Below are 17,210 nucleotides of genomic sequence, written 5' to 3'. Positions count from 1 at the left end.
CGTCGAGCGGTTAGGACAGTGCCCCTCACGTCAGCGGGCCATCCAGACTATTGTGGTCCACGCGCGGCCTGCAGCAGGGCATCGATGCGCGCCCTACTTGCCCCCAGTCCGGCGGCGCGCAGGGCGCTGGCGACTTGGTCACGACCTCTCAACGCCCCGTCGTCGTTGCGCAGGTGCGCGTTGATCTGAGCATCCGTGGCGCTGGACCGGAGCCGTGCCGCCCCGGCGGCCCGCAGCGGGGCATCGATGCGCGCGTTACGTGCCCCCAATCCGGCGGCGTGCAGGGCGCTGGCGACGCCCCTGTGAGTTCTCAACGCCCCGTCGTCGTTGCGCAGGTGCGCGTTGATCTGCTCATCCGTGGCGCTTCGCAGACGCCGTGCCGACCCGGCGGCCTGCAGCTGGGCCGCGATGCGCGCGACACCTGCCCCCAATCCGGCGGCCTGCAGGGCGCTGATGACGTCCCTGTGAGTTCTCAACGACCCGTCGTCGTTGTGCAGGTGCGCGGTGATCTGATTATCCGTGGCGCCTCGCCGTTTTGGCGGCTGGCCTTCGGACGCTGCCCCCGACCGAGAGGACAGGGAGGGCACCTGGTAGGGTGCGCTGCTTACCGCATGAGCGGGCTGGTTCCGGCTAGGCCCGGGAACGCCTGTTGAGGTGCCGGCCGAGCCATCGTGGGAAAAGGCCATGCCCCGTGTACTGACCGAGGCACTCGACGGCAGCAGCGGACCTGAATTCCGAGGATTGTTTTGCCCCATCGTGGCTGGTGCCCGCTGGCCCCGTGAAGATTGCGCGGCTTGATAGCTGGAAATCGATGGTTGTTGTCCGCTTAAGACAGAGGATGGTTGACCATATGTCGAGGCAGGGAGCCTTCGCTTTTTACCCCCGCATGTGGAAGAGCTCGCCCTCGTTGCCTGGCTTGCCGAGGGGGCGGCCATCGCAAGGGTTGATTCAGGATCAGGTACATTGGAATGGAAGCCTGCATCCTCACCTGGCACCGGGTCGTTTGGCAGCTGACGCTTCAGGTTATCAATCTGCCGATCAACTGCGCCGTCCATGTTGGCCAGGGACGCTCTTTGTCCTTCTAGCTGCGCAATTTCCTGAGAGATATCCCTATTTGCCGCAGGGCGTGCGCCCGTGTGGGTCGCTTGTGACGGTGCATTTTGTGGCAAGTTACGAGATTGTTCCATGTCCGGCATAGGGTAAACGTAACTGGGTGAGTAAGGCGATAGGGGGTGCATATAGTTGTTCCTGCGAAGTGCTGGGGGTGTCCAAATACGTAGAGCTAGTCTAAGAACTCACGCACAAGACGCATGTCTACGTCTTGTGAGTGGCTTAGCAAACGTAAAATGATTAAAAATAATTGGACGCAAGTGGGTTATCTAGATTATTGCGGTCCACGCGCGGCCTGCAGCTGGGCCGCGATGCGCTTGGCACCTGCCCCCAATCCGACGGCGTGCAGGGCGCTGGCGACGTCGCTGCGAGTTCTTAACGATCCGTCGTCGTTATGCAGGTGCGCGTTGATTTGCTCATCCGTAGCACCGGGCCGTGTTGTCGGCTTACTTGCGTCGGTGCCATCAATAGCGAACTGGCCCTTGCGGATCATGTGAATCAGTTCGATTCCGGCGAGCACGCAGTTGGCGCACCGGAACGATTTGAAGTTGAGCATCGGCCTGGTCACCCGCTTGATGGCGCGATGGTCCTGCTCGACGATGTTGTTGAGGTATTTAACCTGGCGCACCAGAATGAGCACGTTGCGAGCGGTGTTGATCGCATCGATTGCGGCCTTTTTAGCGCCGCTCTTGTCCATCGCGACCTTATCCGGCTCGCCGTTCGCTTTAATGGCCTTGTCGAAGAAGCGCCTGGCCGCAGCCATGTCGCGCTTTGCCGTCAGCAGGAAATCGACGGTCTTGCCGTGCTTGTCGACGGCGCGGTAGAGGTACTTGGGGTCGCTTCAGAAAACGGAATTTAAAGAACTAGGCAGCCTGCGGCTGCAAATCGCCCGTTCTTGCTATCGCATAGCATCAGGAAAACCGAGTTGCCCATCAGAGCTACCACGGGGCTGCGCTTTGTCATGGCAGCTGTAATCGATCATCATAAAGCCCACCTACCCAACGCTTCTGCTTCAGATGATTCCTGCCTACAAACCCCGGCCGCTAAAAAATCTGTTCACCGCTAACCAATGCTGGGCCAACCTTCTGGATGAGGGTGGCCTGCGCGATATCGAAGTCGAGTCGATCACCAAAATGCTCGCCTGCGCCACCCGATCCTGGGTGTAAAGCACTACACCTGCGGTAACGACAACTGCCCTCACGTCAAATACCTGTGCAACACCTGTCACTGCCGGGCCTGTCCATCCTGTGGCAAAAAAGCCACCGATCAGTGGATGGCCGTCCAACACCACCGCTTGCCCGATTGTGCCTGGCAACACCTGGTGTTCACGCTGCCCGACACCCTGTGGCCACTGTTTTTTCATAACCGTCATTTACTCGATGCCCTGTGCCGCCTGGCCGTCGACAATTTGCAGTATGCCGCCCGATCCCGAGGATTGGATATCGGGGTGTTTTGCGCGATCCATACCTATGGCCGACGGCTTAACTGGCATCCGCACATCCATGTCTCTGCCACCTCGGGAGGGATCGATGAAGGCGGTGCCTGGGAAAATCTGTCGTTTCACAAATCCGCCCTGCGTCGACGTTGGATGTGGAATGTGCGCCAGTGCCTGCTGGGCCAATGGGAGCACCTCACGGTACCGCCCGAAAACACTCACCTGCAAAGCGAAAATGACTGGCGACACTTGATACTCAACGCCGGCGGCCAGCATTGGCACGTCTATGTGTCGAAGAGGACGGCAAACGGGCGAAAGACGGTGAATTTACCTGGGCCGTTACCTGAAAAAACCGCCGATCTCGGGCAGCCGCCTGGCGCATTACACCTCCAGTGCGACGTTGAGCTTCACCTACCTGGATCACCGCACGCAGACCTACCAGGAGGAGTCGCTGAGCCAGACGGACATGCTGCGCCGGGTGGTGCAGCACATCCCGGAAAAGCACTTTCGGATGATTCGGTATTTTGGTTTTCTGGCTAATCGGGTGTGTGGTCAGCAGTTACCACGGGTTTACGAAGCGTTGAAGATGGAGGCGCGCGGCAAAGCGCCCAAGAGGGCAGCCTACGGCTGCAAATGGGTCCGTGCCCACTTCACAGCCATGTTGCCTGGCCCGCGTGTTCCCCCCCCGCCTTCGGAACCCCCTAAGCCCTTGTGACCACCTACTCGGATCCAGGTCGTTTCGTGCGGCCGATTCAATCACTCAGAACAGGCCCAGACCACCATGGATCCCCTCCGATCAGGTAGCCCTTCCCAGCACTACACCGCATCAGTCAATTCCGCTCACCCCCCAGAAGCGTCGGGCTCTCAGGCTCAGCCTGTCCATCCCGGTAGAATTTCTCTTTCCCGATTGAGCCTCAATGCGGGCCTGGCTTTAGATCAGGTTGTAACCCAGCCCAACCTCGATCATCAACGTGTTGCATCGCTGGTACGCAACGCTCTACAGGACGACTCTTTTCGGCTTCAATCTACCAGCGGTATGGAGGCTACCTATCAGGCGTCGGTCAGCCCACCAGTGGGTGGCAATCCTATGAGCATTGCCAATTTAACCAGGGCCGAGTTAACCATCAACACGCGATTAAACGATCAATCCCAATACGACATCGTTAGCGCTAATTTGCGTGACCTTTCGGGAGCTATATCCGTAAACCTGCCCGGCCCTCCGCCTGCCTCGGCACACGCGGAAGCGTCCTCTGCCAGCGGGCAACAGCCATCTCCCAGCCAACTGGCCGCGCAATCCTCACGGGGTCAGTTGACCCAGGCCCTGATTACAAAAAGCAGTACTCAGAACTTTTCCGGTGCACCGCTGCCGTCGGGCGCTTCGGTCAGTACCCAGTCCATGGTCTTTTCCCACGACGGCTCGGCCGGCACCTCAACAGGCGTTCCCGGGCCTAGCCGGAACCGGCCCGCTCATGCGGTAAGCAGCGCACCCTACCAGGCGCCCTCCCTGTCCTCTCGGTCGGGGGCAGCGTCCGAAGGCCAGCCGCCAAAACGGCGAGGTGCCACGGATAATCAGATCACCGCGCACCTGCACAACGACGACGGGTCGTTGAGAACTCACAAGGACGTCATCAGCGCCCTGCGCGCCGCCGGATTGGGGGCAGGTGCCAAGCGCATCACGGCCCGGCTGCAGGCCGCCGGGGGGGCACGGCGTCTGCGCGGCGCCACGGATGCTCAGATCAACGCGCACCTGCACAACGACGACGGGTCGTTGAGAACTCGGAGCGACGTCGCCAGCGCCCTGCACGCCGCCGGATTGGGGGCAGGTGTCGTGCGCATCGATGCCCCGCTGCAGGCCGCGCGTGGACCGCAATAGTCTGGATGGCCCGCTGACGTGAGGGGCACTGTCCTAACCGCTCGACACCACTCCATAGCCCGTTCCAGCCGGTCCGCTGGCTTCAAACCCCGCCCTTTGAAAAACCTGTTCACGGCCAACGGCGGCTGGGCAGGGTTGCTGGAGGGCAGCGGTCTACGCCATCGAAGCGGAATCGGTGAGCAAAATGCTGGCCAGCGGCACCTCGATCCTGGGCGTGAAGCACTGCACCTGCGGCAATGGGCACTGCCCGCACGTCAAATACCGGTGCAACACCCGCCACTGCCGGGCCTGTCCTTCGTGCGGCAAAAAAGCCACCGATCAGTGGATCGCCGTCCAACACAACCGCTTGCCCGACTGCGCCTGGTACCACCTGGTGTTTACGCTGCCCGACACGCTGTGGCCGGTGTTCTTTCACAACCGTGCTCTGCTCGATGCGCTGTGCCGCCTGGCGGCGGACAACCTGTTGTACGCCGCCAGGCGGCGAGGTTTGCGCATCGGGCTGTTTGGCGCGCTCCACACCTACGGTCGGCGGCTCAACTGGAGTCCCCATGTGCACCTCTCGGCGACCGCCGGTGGCCTGGATGAGCAGGGCGTCTGGAAAAACCTGGCGTTTCATGAAAAGGCGATGCGCCGGCGCTGGATGTGGAATGTGCGCCAGTGCCTGCTGGGCCAATGGGAGCACCTCACGGTACCGCCCGAAAACACTCACCTGCAAAGCGAAAATGACTGGCGACACTTGATACTCAACGCCGGCGGCCAGCATTGGCACGTCTATGTGTCGAAGAGGACGGCAAACGGGCGAAAGACGGTGAATTTACCTGGGCCGTTACCTGAAAAAACCGCCGATCTCGGGCAGCCGCCTGGCGCATTACACCTCCAGTGCGACGTTGAGCTTCACCTACCTGGATCACCGCACGCAGACCTACCAGGAGGAGTCGCTGAGCCAGACGGACATGCTGCGCCGGGTGGTGCAGCACATCCCGGAAAAGCACTTTCGGATGATTCGGTATTTTGGTTTTCTGGCTAATCGGGTGTGTGGTCAGCAGTTACCACGGGTTTACGAAGCGTTGAAGATGGAGGCGCGCGGCAAAGCGCCCAAGAGGGCAGCCTACGGGGCACTGTTGCAAATAGTGGAGTTAAGCTAAAGCCTACCTTGGACTGAAGGAGGCGCGTATGAACCCTTTCCATGGTCGGCATTTTCAGGGTCCCATTATTCTCTGGGCCGTACGCTGGTATTGCAAATATGGCATCAGCTACCGTGAGCTGCAGGAGATGCTCGCCGAACGCGGCGTCAATGTCGACCACACCACGATTTATCGTTGGGTTCAGCATTACGCGCCGGAGATGGAAAAACGTCTGCGTTGGTACTGGCATCACCCTACAGATTTGCGCTCCTGGTGCCTCGATGAAACCTATGTCAAGGTCTCGGGGAAATGGTTTTACCTGTACAGGGCCACGGATAACCGCGGCCATACCCTCGATTTTTACCTGTCCCCCCGTCGCAACACCCAAGCCGCCTACCGGTTTTTACGCAAGACGCTCAAGCCTCTGAAGGCGTGGGAAATCCCTAAAGTCATCAATACCGACAAGGCGCCCACCTATGCCAAAGCGCTGGTATGGCTGAAGCAGGAAGGCAAATGCCCTCCGGACGTGGAGCAGCGACAGGTGAAGTACCTGAACAACGCCATTGAGTGCGATCATGGAAAACTCAAGCGCATCATCAATCCCATGCTGGGTTTCAAATCCCGTAAAACGGCGTATGCAACGATAAAAGGAATAGAAACCCTGCGAGCCCTTCGCAAAGGTCAGGCAGCGTCCTGGTATTACGGGCACCCCCAGGGCGAAGTGCGCCTGGTGAATAGGCTTTTCGGCCTCTGAGCCCTGTTTGAAGAGCAAACCACTGCTCAGGATCCTATTTGCAACAGTGCCTTTACGGTAGCGTTTTCGACGGTGCCGAAGATACGTATACAGCTCGCCGCCGCCCCGTTTGTCGGTAGCAATAAACCGATAAATCCACTCATGACTGACCGTCTGATCCGGCCTCTCTTGCTTCAACCGATGAGCAATCTGTTCCGGGCTCATCCCATGCTTGAGCCATATCGCCAGGTGATGGCTCAGCCAGGTAAGCGGCTTGCAAAACTTACGCGCTCCGGCTCGCCGAGCATCACTTTCATGGGTCGCACAAACCGCCAGGTAAATCTTTTCAGGGCTGTTACGGCGAACCTCACGGCTGATCGTCGAAGGATGCACGCCCACCTGTTTAGCGATGCTGGCTTGGCTCTCTTTGGCCCTCAGGCCTGCCTCAATCTGGTAACGTTGGCCCTGAGTCAGCTGCCGGTAAGGCGTGGTCATCTGCGCTTGAATCCTTTGGTGTGAGAGCCTGGATTCTACCGGTGGCTGGCTCTCTGCCTCTCGTTTCAAGCGTTGCACTTATTCTATGAATTCAGGGACCTTTGGCGCTTTACCCCGCTTCTCCATTTTCAGCGCTTCATAAACGCGCGGTAGCTGTCGGCCACACACCCGGTTGGCCAGAAAACCAAAATACCGAATCATCCGGAAATGCTTCTCCGGAATGTGCTGCACCACCCGGCGCAGCATGTCGGCCTGGCTCAGCGACTCCTGCTGATAGGTCTGCGTGCGGTGATCCAGGTAGGTGAAGCTCAGCGTCGCGCCCGATGTGTAATGCGCTAGGCGACTGCCCGAGATCGGAGGCTTCTTCAGGTAACGGCCCAGGTAATTCACGGTCTTTCGCCCGTTTTCCGTCTTCTTCGACCGGTAGATATGCCAGTGCTGACCGCCCGCAGTGAGCACCAGGCGGCGCCAGTCGCTTTCGCAGGTGATGTGGGCCAGCTCTGGTGGTAGCGTGATCTGACCCCACTGCCCCAAAAGATAATTGCGCACATTCCACATCCAACGCTGGCGCATCGCCTTTTCGTGAAATGACAGGTTTTTCCAGACACCCTGCTCATCCAGGCCGCCGGCGCTGGCCGAAAGGTGTACGTGAGGGTGCCAGTTGAGGCGCCGACCGTAGGTGTGGAGCGCGCCAAACAGCCCGACGCGCAAGCCTCGCCGCCTGGCGGCATACAGCAGGTTGTCGGCGGCCAGCCGGCACAGCGCATCGAGCAGGCCTCGGTTGTGAAAGAACAACGGCCACAGCGTGTCGGGCAGCGTAAACACCAGGTGGTACCAGGCACAGTCAGGCAAGCGGTTGTGTTGGACAGCGATCCACTGATCGGTGGCCTTTTTGCCGCACGAGGGACAGGCCCGGCAATGGCACGTATTGCACCGGTATTTGACATGCGGACAACACTCATTGCCGCAGGTGCAGTGCTTCACGCCCAGGATTGAAGTGCCGCAGGCCAGCATTTTGCTCACCGATTCCACTTCGATGGCGCGTAGACCGCCGACCTCCAGCAACCCTGCCCAGCCGCCGTTGGCCGTGAACAGGTTTTTCAAAGGGCGGGGGTTGAAGCCAGCGGACCGGCTGGAACGGGCTATGGAGTGAGTGGCGTCGAGCGGCCAGGACAGTGCCCCCTCACGTCAGCGGGCCATCCAGACTATTGTGGTCCACGCGCGGCCTGCAGCCGGGCCGTGATGCGCCATGTATCTGCCCCCAATCCGGCGGCCTGCAGGGCGCTGGCGACGGCCCTTTTAGTTCTCAACGACCCGTCGTCGTTGTGCAGGTGCGCGTTGATCTGAGCATCCGTGGCGCCGCGCAGACGCCGTGCCCCCCCGGCGGCCCGCAGCGCCGGCACGATGCGCCCCTGATCTGCCCCCAATCCGGCGGCGTGCAGGGCGCTGGCGACGCCGCGGCGAGTTCTCAACGACCCGTCGTCGTTGTGCAGGCGCGCGGTGATCTGATTATCCGTGGCACCTCGCCGTTTTGGCGGCTGGCCTTCGGACGTTGGCCCCGACCGAGAGGACAGGGAGGGCACCTGGTAGGGTGCGCTGCTTACCGTGCTGCCCGATGGCAGGGCTGGCCCCGAGAAGCCCGACCGACTCTCTCCCTGATCCAAAGCACGAAGCCGTTGCGCTGCTTCATACGCATCCTTCTCATTACTCAATCTGCCTGCTATGACGGGTTTTAAGTCATCGAGCGTATAATCATTGTGGAGTCCGCGCTGAGCCCGCATCGAATTCAAATCATTCAGCATTTTCGGTGTGTTGTCGCGACGGAACGCCTCTAGCGACACTTTACTCAGATAGGTTCTTGAGTCAGGTGAAACCGACCTGCGCGGTGCTTCCCACTCGGTGGGCGGGGGGGCTGACTGCATCGAGGACCCGGAAGCAAGGTTTCGGCTTGCCTGGTACTGATCCACGTGCCGTTTCACGTCCTGTTCGGTGTACGCTGCGGGCTCTTTTGGCCCACCGCTTCGTTTAAAATCCGATTGCGGATACTCGGCTTCTAAGTTTCTCTGGCCCCCAGGAGTGCGGAGGTCGTTGATGATCGTGGTGCGTTGCGAAATATCGGTCGTATTTTCTTCTGCCAGGTACGCGGCGAGGTATGCAGAATGTGGGGAAAGGGGGCGCACTTTTTTCTCCTTATGGGATAAGTAGCAGGCAGCTTCTGCGTAAGATCGTTAGACCGAATCCTACGGACATAGGCATAGGCATAGGCATAGGGCAGGGATGTTTGAGTGGTCTGGGGGCGAGTTGGGTTCCAGGGCATGGGACAATCGACGGAGGGTGTAGAGTGCCGGAGTCCTCGGGTGGTGAGCAGGGCTGACGCATCAAATTCCGCGAATCTGATTTAAGCGATACTGCGCCAGTGATTTTCTTCTGGAACGCCCTGCTTAATGGTCTGCTTGATGTATAGGAAATTCAATAATTCCTAACCAAGGTCATGAGCTGAAAAGGCATCATCGAACTTTTCCAACGTGGCGTCGATGTCAGGGAAAAATGTTTTTCACCCATCGCCCGCGTCGAAAAAGGGGCCGAAAGCGACTTTTCTCTACCTTTTCCAGATTTCGGACGCACCTCTCCCGCATCAAGCCCGCACATACCTCATCCGCGCGATCGCGTGGGCATGGGTAACCAGCCCCTTCACTGTCAGCCCACTGATCGCCGCCGTGTACACCATCCGCGCGCCGCACAGCACGCAGCTGAACGGATCGACATTTAAAAACGCTTTCGCCATCTGTGCGAAATACAGCTTTGGCGTCGGCCCCGGCTTTGCCATCTTCAGGGCTTCGTATACCTGCGGCAGGTATTTCCCACACACCCGGTTGGCCAGAAAGCCGAAATAGCGGATCATCCGGAAATGCTTCTGCGGGATGTGCTGCACCACCCGGCGCAGCATGTCGGCCTGGCTCAGCGACTCCTGCTGATAGGTCTGCGTGCGGTGATCCAGGTAGGTGAAGCTCAGCGTCGCGCCCGATGTGTAATGCGCTAGGCGACTGCCCGAGATCGGAGGCTTCTTCAGGTAACGGCCCAGGTAATTCACGGTCTTTCGCCCGTTTTCCGTCTTCTTCGACCGGTAGATGTGCCAGTGTTGGCCGCCCGCAGTGAGCACCAGGCGGCGCCAGTCGCTTTCGCAGGTGATGTGCGCTAATTCCGGCGGCAACACGAGCTGGCCCCATTGCTCCAAGAGGTAGTTGCGCACATTCCACATCCAGCGCCGGCGCATCGCCTTTTCATGAAACGCCAGGTTTTTCCAGACGCCCTGCCCATCCAGGCCACCAGCAGTCGCCGAGAGGTGCACGTGAGGGTGCCAGTTAAGCCGTCGGCCGTAGGTGTGGAGCGCGCCAAACAGCCCGATGCGCAAACCTCGCCGCCTGGCGGCATACAACAGGTTGTCCGCCGCCAGGCGGCACAGCGCATCGAGCAGAGCACGGTTGTGAAAGAACAGCGGCCACAGCGTGTCGGGCAGCGTAAACACCAGGTGGTACCAGGCGCAGTCGGGCAAGCGGTTGTGTTGAACGGCCATCCACTGATCGGTGGCTTTTTTGCCGCACGAAGGACAGGCTCGGCAGTGGCAGGTGTTGCACCGGTATTTGACGTGCGGGCAGTGCCCACTGCCGCAGGTGCAGTGCTTCACGCCCAGGATCGAGGTGCCGCTGGCCAGCATTTTGCTCACCGATTCCACTTCGATGGCGTAGACCGCTGCCCTCCAGCAACCCTGGCCAGCCGCCGTTGGCCGTGAACAGGTTTTTCAAAGGCGGGGTTTGAAGCCAGCGGACCGGCTGGAACGGGCTATGGAGTGGCGTCGAGCGGTTAGGACAGTGCCCCTCACGTCAGCGGGCCATCCAGACTATTGCGGTCCACGCGCGGCCTGCAGCTGGGCCCTGATGCGCGTGGTATCTGCCCCCAATCCGGCGGCGTGCAGGGCGCTGGCGACGGCCCTTTGAGTTCTCAACGACCCGTCGGTGTTGCGCAGGTGCGCGTTGATCTGAGCATCCGTGGCGCCGCGCAGGTGCCGTGCCCCCCCGGCGGCCTGCCGCCGGGCCGTGATGCGCGCCGTACTTGCCCCCAGTCCGGCGGCGTGCAGGGCGCTGACGACGCCGCGGCGAGTTCTCAACGACCCGTCGTCGTTGTGCAGGTGCGCGTTGATCTGAGCATCCGTGGCGCCGCGCAGGTGCCGTGCCCCCCCGGCGGCCCGCAGCGCCGCCGCGATGCGCCCCTGATCTGCCCCCAATCCGGCGGCGTGCAGGGCGCTGGCGACGGCACTTTGAGTTCTCAACGACCCGTCGTCGTTGTGCAGGTGCGCGTCGATCTGAGCATCCGTGGCGCCGGGCAGTTTCCGTGCCCCCCCGGCGGCCTGCAGCCGGGCCGTGATACGCCCATTCTCTGCCCCCAATCCGGCGGCGTGCAGGGCGCTGGCGACGTTACTCGCAGTTCTCAACGACCCGTCGTCGTTGTGCAGGTGCGCGTTGATCTGATTATCCGTGGCACCTCGCCGTTTTGGCGGCTGGCCTTCGGACGTTGGCCCCGACCGAGAGGACAGGGAGGGCACCTGGTAGGGTGCGCTGCTTACCGTGCTGCCCGATGGCAGGGCTGGCCCCGAGAAGCCCGACCGACTCTCTCCCTGATCCAAAGCACGAAGCCGTTGCGCTGCTTCATACGCATCCTTCTCATTACTCAATCTGCCTGCTATGACGGGTTTTAAGTCATCGAGCGTATAATCATTGTGGAGTCCGCGCTGAGCCCGCATCGAATTCAAATCATTCAGCATTTTCGGTGTGTTGTCGCGACGGAACGCCTCTAGCGACACTTTACTCAGATAGGTTCTTGAGTCAGGTGAAACCGACCTGCGCGGTGCTTCCCACTCGGTGGGCGGGGGGGCTGACTGCATCGAGGACCCGGAAGCAAGGTTTCGGCTTGCCTGGTACTGATCCACGTGCCGTTTCACGTCCTGTTCGGTGTACGCTGCGGGCTCTTTTGGCCCACCGCTTCGTTTAAAATCCGATTGCGGATACTCGGCTTCTAAGTTTCTCTGGCCCCCAGGAGTGCGGAGGTCGTTGATGATCGTGGTGCGTTGCGAAATATCGGTCGTATTTTCTTCTGCCAGGTACGCGGCGAGGTATGCAGAATGTGGGGAAAGGGGGCGCACTTTTTTCTCCTTATGGGATAAGTAGCAGGCAGCTTCTGCGTAAGATCGTTAGACCGAATCCTACGGACATAGGCATAGGCATAGGCATAGGGCAGGGATGTTTGAGTGGTCTGGGGGGCGAGTTGGGTTCCAGGGCATGGGACAATCGACGGAGGGTGTAGAGTGCCGGAGTCCTCGGGTGGTGAGCAGGGCTTACGCATCAAATTCCGCGAATCTGATTTAAGCGATACTGCGCCAGTGATTTTCTTCTGGAACGCCCTGTGCTTAATGGTCTGCTTGTTAATCTGATGATGGATCACGAAGTCGGAGTTACGTCGCGGCTGCTCAAGTTGCCGAAACTGGATAGCGACTACTTCGATGAAGAACGAGGCTATTAAAGGGGTTTGAAGTCGGGGTCGCCTCAGAAAAGGGATTTCAAAGTACGTTAAGCCAATTGCAGCCGTCGTACCGGCTCGGTAAAGATACCATCGAGCGACAACTAGCTGTAGCGGCTCGCGTTTGAAAACACGCAGGCTCGCATTCATTCCGTTTTTCGGCTCAGATTATCTGCAAATGACGGAATGCTCGGGCTCACATTAATTGCAAATTAGCTTGCATTCCACGGCACCGGCTCGCGTTTAATCGCGACGGGCTCACGCTATCTGCAAATGACGAGTGGTCATTATTGTTTCAACTGCTCTGTCAATTTGAAGTCTTAGACCCTGAGCAAGCAGTGTCAATCAATGGGCATGGCCATCCTAAATTGGCGCGATTTACCCGGTGGCCTGACTGTCAATCTGGGGTATACCTCAATATGACGCTTAGCTTGATGGTTCAAAATTATTATCATTGACTCAAATTGATGTATATTTTGGCTAAATAAACCATATTAGGAGTAGCCATCATGGCAACCGTGAAAACCCGATCAGTGACAGCCCACGTCCCTGTGCAACTGGCCGAGAAAGTCGATTTGATGGCTGAGCGTCTGGAGCGCTCCAAGAACTGGATCGTCAAACAGGCTCTATCTGCTTGGATAGATCAGGAAGAAGAACGCAGTCGACTTACCCGTGAAGCCTTGGCCGATGTGGATGTTGGTCGCGTGATTGACCACCACGCTGTCCAGGCCTGGGCTGATAGCCTCAGCACCGAAACGCCGTTGCCGGTACCGCGCTGATGGAATTGAAGTGGACAAGTAAGGCGCTTTCCGACATTGCCCGGTTGTACGAGTTTCTGGCAGCGGTGAATCAGCCTGCTGCCGCACGAACAGTACAGCAACTGACGGCTACACCAATCACGCTGCTGGCCAATCCACGCATTGGCGAACGTCTGGAAGAGTTCGAGCCTCGTGACGTGCGGCGAATTCAGGTCGGTCATTACGAGATGCGCTACGAGATAGTCGATTCCACCATTTACCTACTGCGTTTGTGGCACACCCGCGAGTATCGATAGCTTGGCAGGACGGGATTCCTACCTAAACCAGTCCGTCATTTGCAGATAATCTGAGCTGAAAAACAGGATAAACGCGAGCCGCTACACTTAATCCATTGATGTAATCTCTAGGGAACCATAACTTGCTTTTACTGCCAAAATAGATCTTTGAACTTCAACAATATGTATATTTATATTTTTTGAGTTATGATAATTAAGTATATCTAACGCATGAGCACTTTGCCGAAGAGTATGTTGGCCATGCCCCGTTTTAGTAATGGCGGTTGCAGGAGCTGAGTGCAACACGGTTATTGGATTGAAGTGGGCGCATCGTGCCGCATAGCCATGGCCTTTTGCATCACCTCACTCATCATTTCGATCGGACATTTGAAATCGAAGCGTTTACGGGGGCGCATATTCAGTTGCAAGGCAATGGCATCCAGTTCTTCCTGGCTGTGTCCCGACAAGTCCGTGCCCTTGGGCAGGTACTGGCGGATCAGGCCATTGATGTTTTCGTTACTGTCGCGCTGCCAGGGGCTGTGCGGGTCGCAGAAGTAAATCGCGATGCCGGTTTTCTGGGTGATCTCGGCGTGTCGCGCCATCTCCCGGCCCTGGTCGTAGGTCATGCTCTTGCGCATTGCCAGTGGCATGCCATTGAGCGCTGCACTGAAGCCCTCCATCGCCGAGGTTGCCGTCGCATCATTCATCTTCACCAGCATCAGGTAGCCACTGGTGCGCTCCACCAACGTGCCTACGGACGAGGCGTTGGCCTTACCCTTGATCAGGTCGCCTTCCCAATGCCCCGGCATCAGACGGTCTTCAATCTCCGGCGGACGCACATGGATGCTGACCATCTCGGGAATCTGGCCGCGCCGATCCACGCCACCAGAGCGCGGCCTGCGTGTTGTCTTGCTTTGGCGCAGACAGATGATCAGCTCCTTACGCAGCTCGCCGACCGGCAAGGCATAGATCGCGTTATAGATCGTCTCGCGACAGACGTAGGCATCTCTGAGGCTGGGAATGTTCATGCTGCGCAGCTTGCCGGCAATCTGCTCGGGAGACAAACGCTCACGCAGCATATGAGCCACCAACTTGAAGCGCTCGCTACCCGGCAACAGCTTTCGCATCGGTCGACAAACCTGGCGGCGGGCCTGCATCTGCCGCTGGGCCACACGGGCCGAGTAGCCGCCGCAGGCATCTCGATTGCGGCGCAGCTCCCGGCTGATGGTCGAAGGGGATCGGGTGATCAAGCAGGCAATCCTACGCAGGCTGAAGCCTTGGGCATGACCGATTTGAATGGTGGCGCGCTCTTCAACGCTGAGTTCGGAATAAGACATAGGGGCTGCACCGTACCGGAAAGGTCAGGTGTTGCACTCAGTTTTTGCCGCCGCCCTGGATATCTTTCAGAAAATTGCGCAGCTAGAAGGACAAAGAGCGTCCCTGGCCAACATGGACGGCGCAGTTGATCGGCAGATTGATAACCTGAAGCGTCAGCTGCCAAACGAACCGGTGCCAGGTGAGGATGCAGGCTTCCATTCCAATGTACCTGATCCTGAATCAACCCCTGCGATGGCCGCCCCCTCGGCAAGCCAGGCAACGAGGGCGAGCTCTTCCACAGGCAAGGGTAAAAAGCGAATGCTCCCTGCCTCGACACATGGTCAAGCATCCTCTGTCTTTAGCGGGCAACAACCATCAGTTTCCACCCATCTGGCCACACAATATTCACGGAGTCAGTTGACCGAGGCCCTTATCAGACAAAACAGCCCTCCGGACTCTTCCGGTGCACCGCTGCCCTCCGGCGCCTCGGTCAGCACCCAGTCCACGGTCTTTTCCCACGACCGCTCGGCCGCCTCGACGGGCGTTCCTGGGCGTAGCCGGACACGGCCCGCTCAAACCGCACGCAGCGAGCCTTATCCTGCCCCTTCACAATCAGGCGCCTCGTCCTCACGCGGTGCAGGCACGCATGTGGCGGATCCGAGGCATCCGGGGCAGACCATTTCACAAGGCGCGCTGAATCAGCGGAACTCCCGAGCCCGAGCGGCCGCCAGTAAGGCCGAAGCGAAAAACGCATCGCTCATTGCCTAACGCCCATAGGCCAGCCAGTTTCAAACCTCTGAAAATCTATTCAGGGGTTCCGGCTTACACCCAAATACTGTTCGGTTAGATTGGCAGCTGGTAAAATTTGCGTATCACCGAACCTCACAAACGAGAGGTATAGAGATGGCGCGAACGAAGGCGACGCTGGGTCAGGGAGTACGTTTAACCGATTACCTTGGTGCGAGTCTGTTTGCCCGGGTTTATCCGATGGAGGGGGTCGTCCAGCTTCTTGAGAAGCATTGGGTGCAATAGTCAGCGCGTACGCAAATTTCCGGCGAGCACGGTGGTGATTTCAGCATGGCCCTTAGCCTGTATCCTGAGGCGGCGTATGAAGATGTATTTGCGGCCATGACGCAAGGCCTGGCCTAGCCTGGCTAGAAGGCAGCGCAACATCTACAACGGTCAACAAGGCATCGATTACGCAGGCGCGTACAAAGATTGAAGCTGCTGTTTTGCGCGAATTGCAGACGCAGTGTTGCCGGCACTGTTGCAAATAGGATCCTGAGCTGTGGTTTGCTCTTCAAATAGGGCTCAGAGGCCGAAAACCCTATTAACCAGGCGCACTTCGCCCTGGGCGTGCCCGTAATACCAGGACGCTGCCTGACCTTTGCGAAGGGCTCGCAGGGTTTCTATTCCTTTTTATCGTTGCCTACGCCGTTTTACGGGATTTGAAACCCAGCAGTGGATTGATGATGCGTTTGAGTTTTCCATGATCGCACTCAAAGGCGTTGTTCAGGTACTTCACCTGTCGCTGCTCCACGTCCGGAGGGCATTTGCCTTCCTGCTTCAGCAATACCAGCGCTTTGGCATAGGTGGGCGCCTTGTCGGTATTGATGACTTTAGGGATTTACCACGCCTTCAGAGGCTTGAGCGTCTTGCGTAAAAACCGGTAGGCGGCTTGGGTGTTGCGACGGGGGGACAGGTAAAAATCGAGGGCATGGCCGCGGTTGTCCGTGGCCCTGTACAGGTAAAACCATTTCCCCCAGACCTTGACATAGGTTTCATCGAGACACCAGGAGCGCAAATCTGTAGGGTGATGCCAGTACCAACGCAGACGTTTTTCCATCTCCGGCGCGTAATGCTGAACCCAACGATAAATCGTGGTGTGGTCGACATTGACGCCGCGTTCGGCGAGCATCTCCTGCAGCTCACGGTAGCTGATGCCATATTTGCAATACCAGCGTACGGCCCAGAGAATAAGGGTGCCCTGAAAATGCCGACCCTAGAAAGGGTTCATACGCGCCTCCTTCAGTCCAAGGTGGGCTTTAGCCTACCCCCCATAAACTATTTGCAACAGTGCCGCGTCGCCTTCGTTCGCGCCATCTCTATACCTCTCGTTTGTGAGGTTCGGTGATACGCAAATTTTACCAGCTGCCAATCTAACCGAACAGTATTTGGGTGTAAGCCGGAACCCCTGAATAGATTTTCAGAGGTTTGAAACTGGCTGGCCTATGGGCGTTAGGCAATGAGCGATGCGTTTTTCGCTTCGGCCTTACTGGCGGCCGCTCGGGCTCGGGAGTTCCGCTGATTCAGCGCGCCTTGTGAAATGGTCTGCCCCGGATGCCTCGGATCCGCCACACGCGTGCCTGCACCGCGTGAGGACGAGGCGCCTGATTGTGAAGGGGCAGGATAAGGCTCGCTGCGTGCGGTTTGAGCGGGCCGTGTCCGGCTACGCCCAGGAACGCCCGTCGAGGCGGCCGAGCGGTCGTGGGAAAAGACCGTGGACTGGGTGCTGACCG

At 58.7% G+C, this 17,210-nt stretch carries 9 protein-coding genes and 7 pseudogenes; 7 read left to right on the top strand and 9 right to left on the bottom strand.

Annotated elements, in window-relative coordinates; translation table 11 throughout:
- Positions 1-47: 47 nt before the first annotated feature.
- A complete protein-coding gene (locus PSH88_RS19920) occupies positions 48-686 on the bottom strand; it encodes a hypothetical protein (RefSeq protein WP_305422216.1) in 639 nt (212 codons plus the stop codon).
- 896 nt (positions 687-1,582) lie between these two features.
- A pseudogene (locus PSH88_RS19915) lies at positions 1,583-1,942 on the bottom strand (IS6 family transposase); the annotation flags it as partial.
- Positions 1,943-2,093: 151 nt separating this feature from the next.
- Here PSH88_RS19915 and PSH88_RS19910 point away from each other — a divergent pair.
- The 4 genes and pseudogenes from PSH88_RS19910 to PSH88_RS19895 form a co-directional block, all read left to right on the top strand.
- Positions 2,094-3,158 (top strand): annotated as a pseudogene (locus tag PSH88_RS19910) (IS91 family transposase); the annotation flags it as partial.
- Between the two features lie 696 nt (positions 3,159-3,854).
- Positions 3,855-4,418: a hypothetical protein gene (locus PSH88_RS19905; protein ID WP_305422214.1), complete on the top strand. Its 564-nt coding sequence runs from the start codon at positions 3,855-3,857 to the stop codon at positions 4,416-4,418.
- A 54-nt stretch (positions 4,419-4,472) separates the two neighbouring features.
- Positions 4,473-5,518: pseudogene (locus tag PSH88_RS19900) on the top strand (IS91 family transposase); the annotation flags it as partial.
- Positions 5,519-5,591: 73 nt separating this feature from the next.
- Entirely contained in the window at positions 5,592-6,296 is a 705-nt protein-coding gene (locus tag PSH88_RS19895) for an IS6 family transposase (RefSeq protein ID WP_305422213.1), read from the top strand.
- Positions 6,297-6,347: 51 nt separating this feature from the next.
- Here the strand turns inward: PSH88_RS19895 and PSH88_RS19890 are convergent.
- From PSH88_RS19890 to PSH88_RS19870, 5 genes and pseudogenes are all read right to left on the bottom strand, one after another.
- Positions 6,348-6,770, bottom strand: a pseudogene (locus tag PSH88_RS19890) (IS30 family transposase); the annotation flags it as partial.
- Between the two features lie 96 nt (positions 6,771-6,866).
- A pseudogene (locus tag PSH88_RS19885) lies at positions 6,867-7,916 on the bottom strand (IS91 family transposase); the annotation flags it as partial.
- A gap of 59 nt (positions 7,917-7,975) precedes the next feature.
- The gene (locus PSH88_RS19880; RefSeq protein WP_305422211.1) at positions 7,976-8,482 is read right to left on the bottom strand and encodes a hypothetical protein; all 507 of its coding nucleotides are present in this window, start codon (positions 8,480-8,482) and stop codon (positions 7,976-7,978) included.
- A 923-nt stretch (positions 8,483-9,405) separates the two neighbouring features.
- Positions 9,406-10,573, bottom strand: a protein-coding gene (locus PSH88_RS19875) for an IS91 family transposase (RefSeq protein WP_305483331.1) whose coding sequence is annotated in 2 segments (ribosomal slippage) — positions 9,406-10,510 and positions 10,509-10,573 — 1,170 coding nt in all. Because the reading frame shifts where the segments join, the coding sequence is not laid out codon by codon here.
- Positions 10,574-10,668: 95 nt separating this feature from the next.
- Positions 10,669-11,499 (bottom strand): hypothetical protein, encoded by an 831-nt coding sequence (locus PSH88_RS19870; protein WP_305422210.1) that lies wholly within the window; start codon positions 11,497-11,499, stop codon positions 10,669-10,671.
- A 743-nt stretch (positions 11,500-12,242) separates the two neighbouring features.
- On the opposite strand from PSH88_RS19870, the pseudogene PSH88_RS30545 reads away from it, so the two are divergent.
- The 3 genes and pseudogenes from PSH88_RS30545 to PSH88_RS19860 form a co-directional block, all read left to right on the top strand.
- A pseudogene (locus PSH88_RS30545) lies at positions 12,243-12,344 on the top strand (restriction endonuclease); the annotation flags it as partial.
- 503 nt (positions 12,345-12,847) lie between these two features.
- The gene (locus tag PSH88_RS19865; RefSeq protein ID WP_305427032.1) at positions 12,848-13,120 is read left to right on the top strand and encodes a CopG family ribbon-helix-helix protein; all 273 of its coding nucleotides are present in this window, start codon (positions 12,848-12,850) and stop codon (positions 13,118-13,120) included.
- Entirely contained in the window at positions 13,120-13,395 is a 276-nt protein-coding gene (locus PSH88_RS19860; RefSeq protein ID WP_305422208.1) for a type II toxin-antitoxin system RelE/ParE family toxin, read from the top strand. The genes PSH88_RS19865 and PSH88_RS19860 overlap by 1 nt, the downstream gene beginning before the upstream one ends.
- 287 nt (positions 13,396-13,682) lie before the next feature.
- Here PSH88_RS19860 and PSH88_RS19855 read toward each other — a convergent pair whose 3' ends face one another.
- Both PSH88_RS19855 and PSH88_RS19850 read right to left on the bottom strand, forming a co-directional pair.
- Entirely contained in the window at positions 13,683-14,711 is a 1,029-nt protein-coding gene (locus PSH88_RS19855; RefSeq protein WP_305422207.1) for an IS30 family transposase, read from the bottom strand.
- A 1,291-nt stretch (positions 14,712-16,002) separates the two neighbouring features.
- Positions 16,003-16,669 (bottom strand): annotated as a pseudogene (locus PSH88_RS19850) (IS6 family transposase).
- Positions 16,670-17,210 lie beyond the last annotated feature (541 nt).

The sequence above is a fragment of the Pseudomonas wuhanensis genome, from assembly GCF_030687395.1.
Taxonomy (GTDB): Bacteria; Pseudomonadota; Gammaproteobacteria; order Pseudomonadales; family Pseudomonadaceae; genus Aquipseudomonas; species Aquipseudomonas wuhanensis.
The sequence above is the reverse complement of the archived record's forward strand: the minus strand, read 5'-3'. Positions and strand labels throughout refer to the sequence as shown.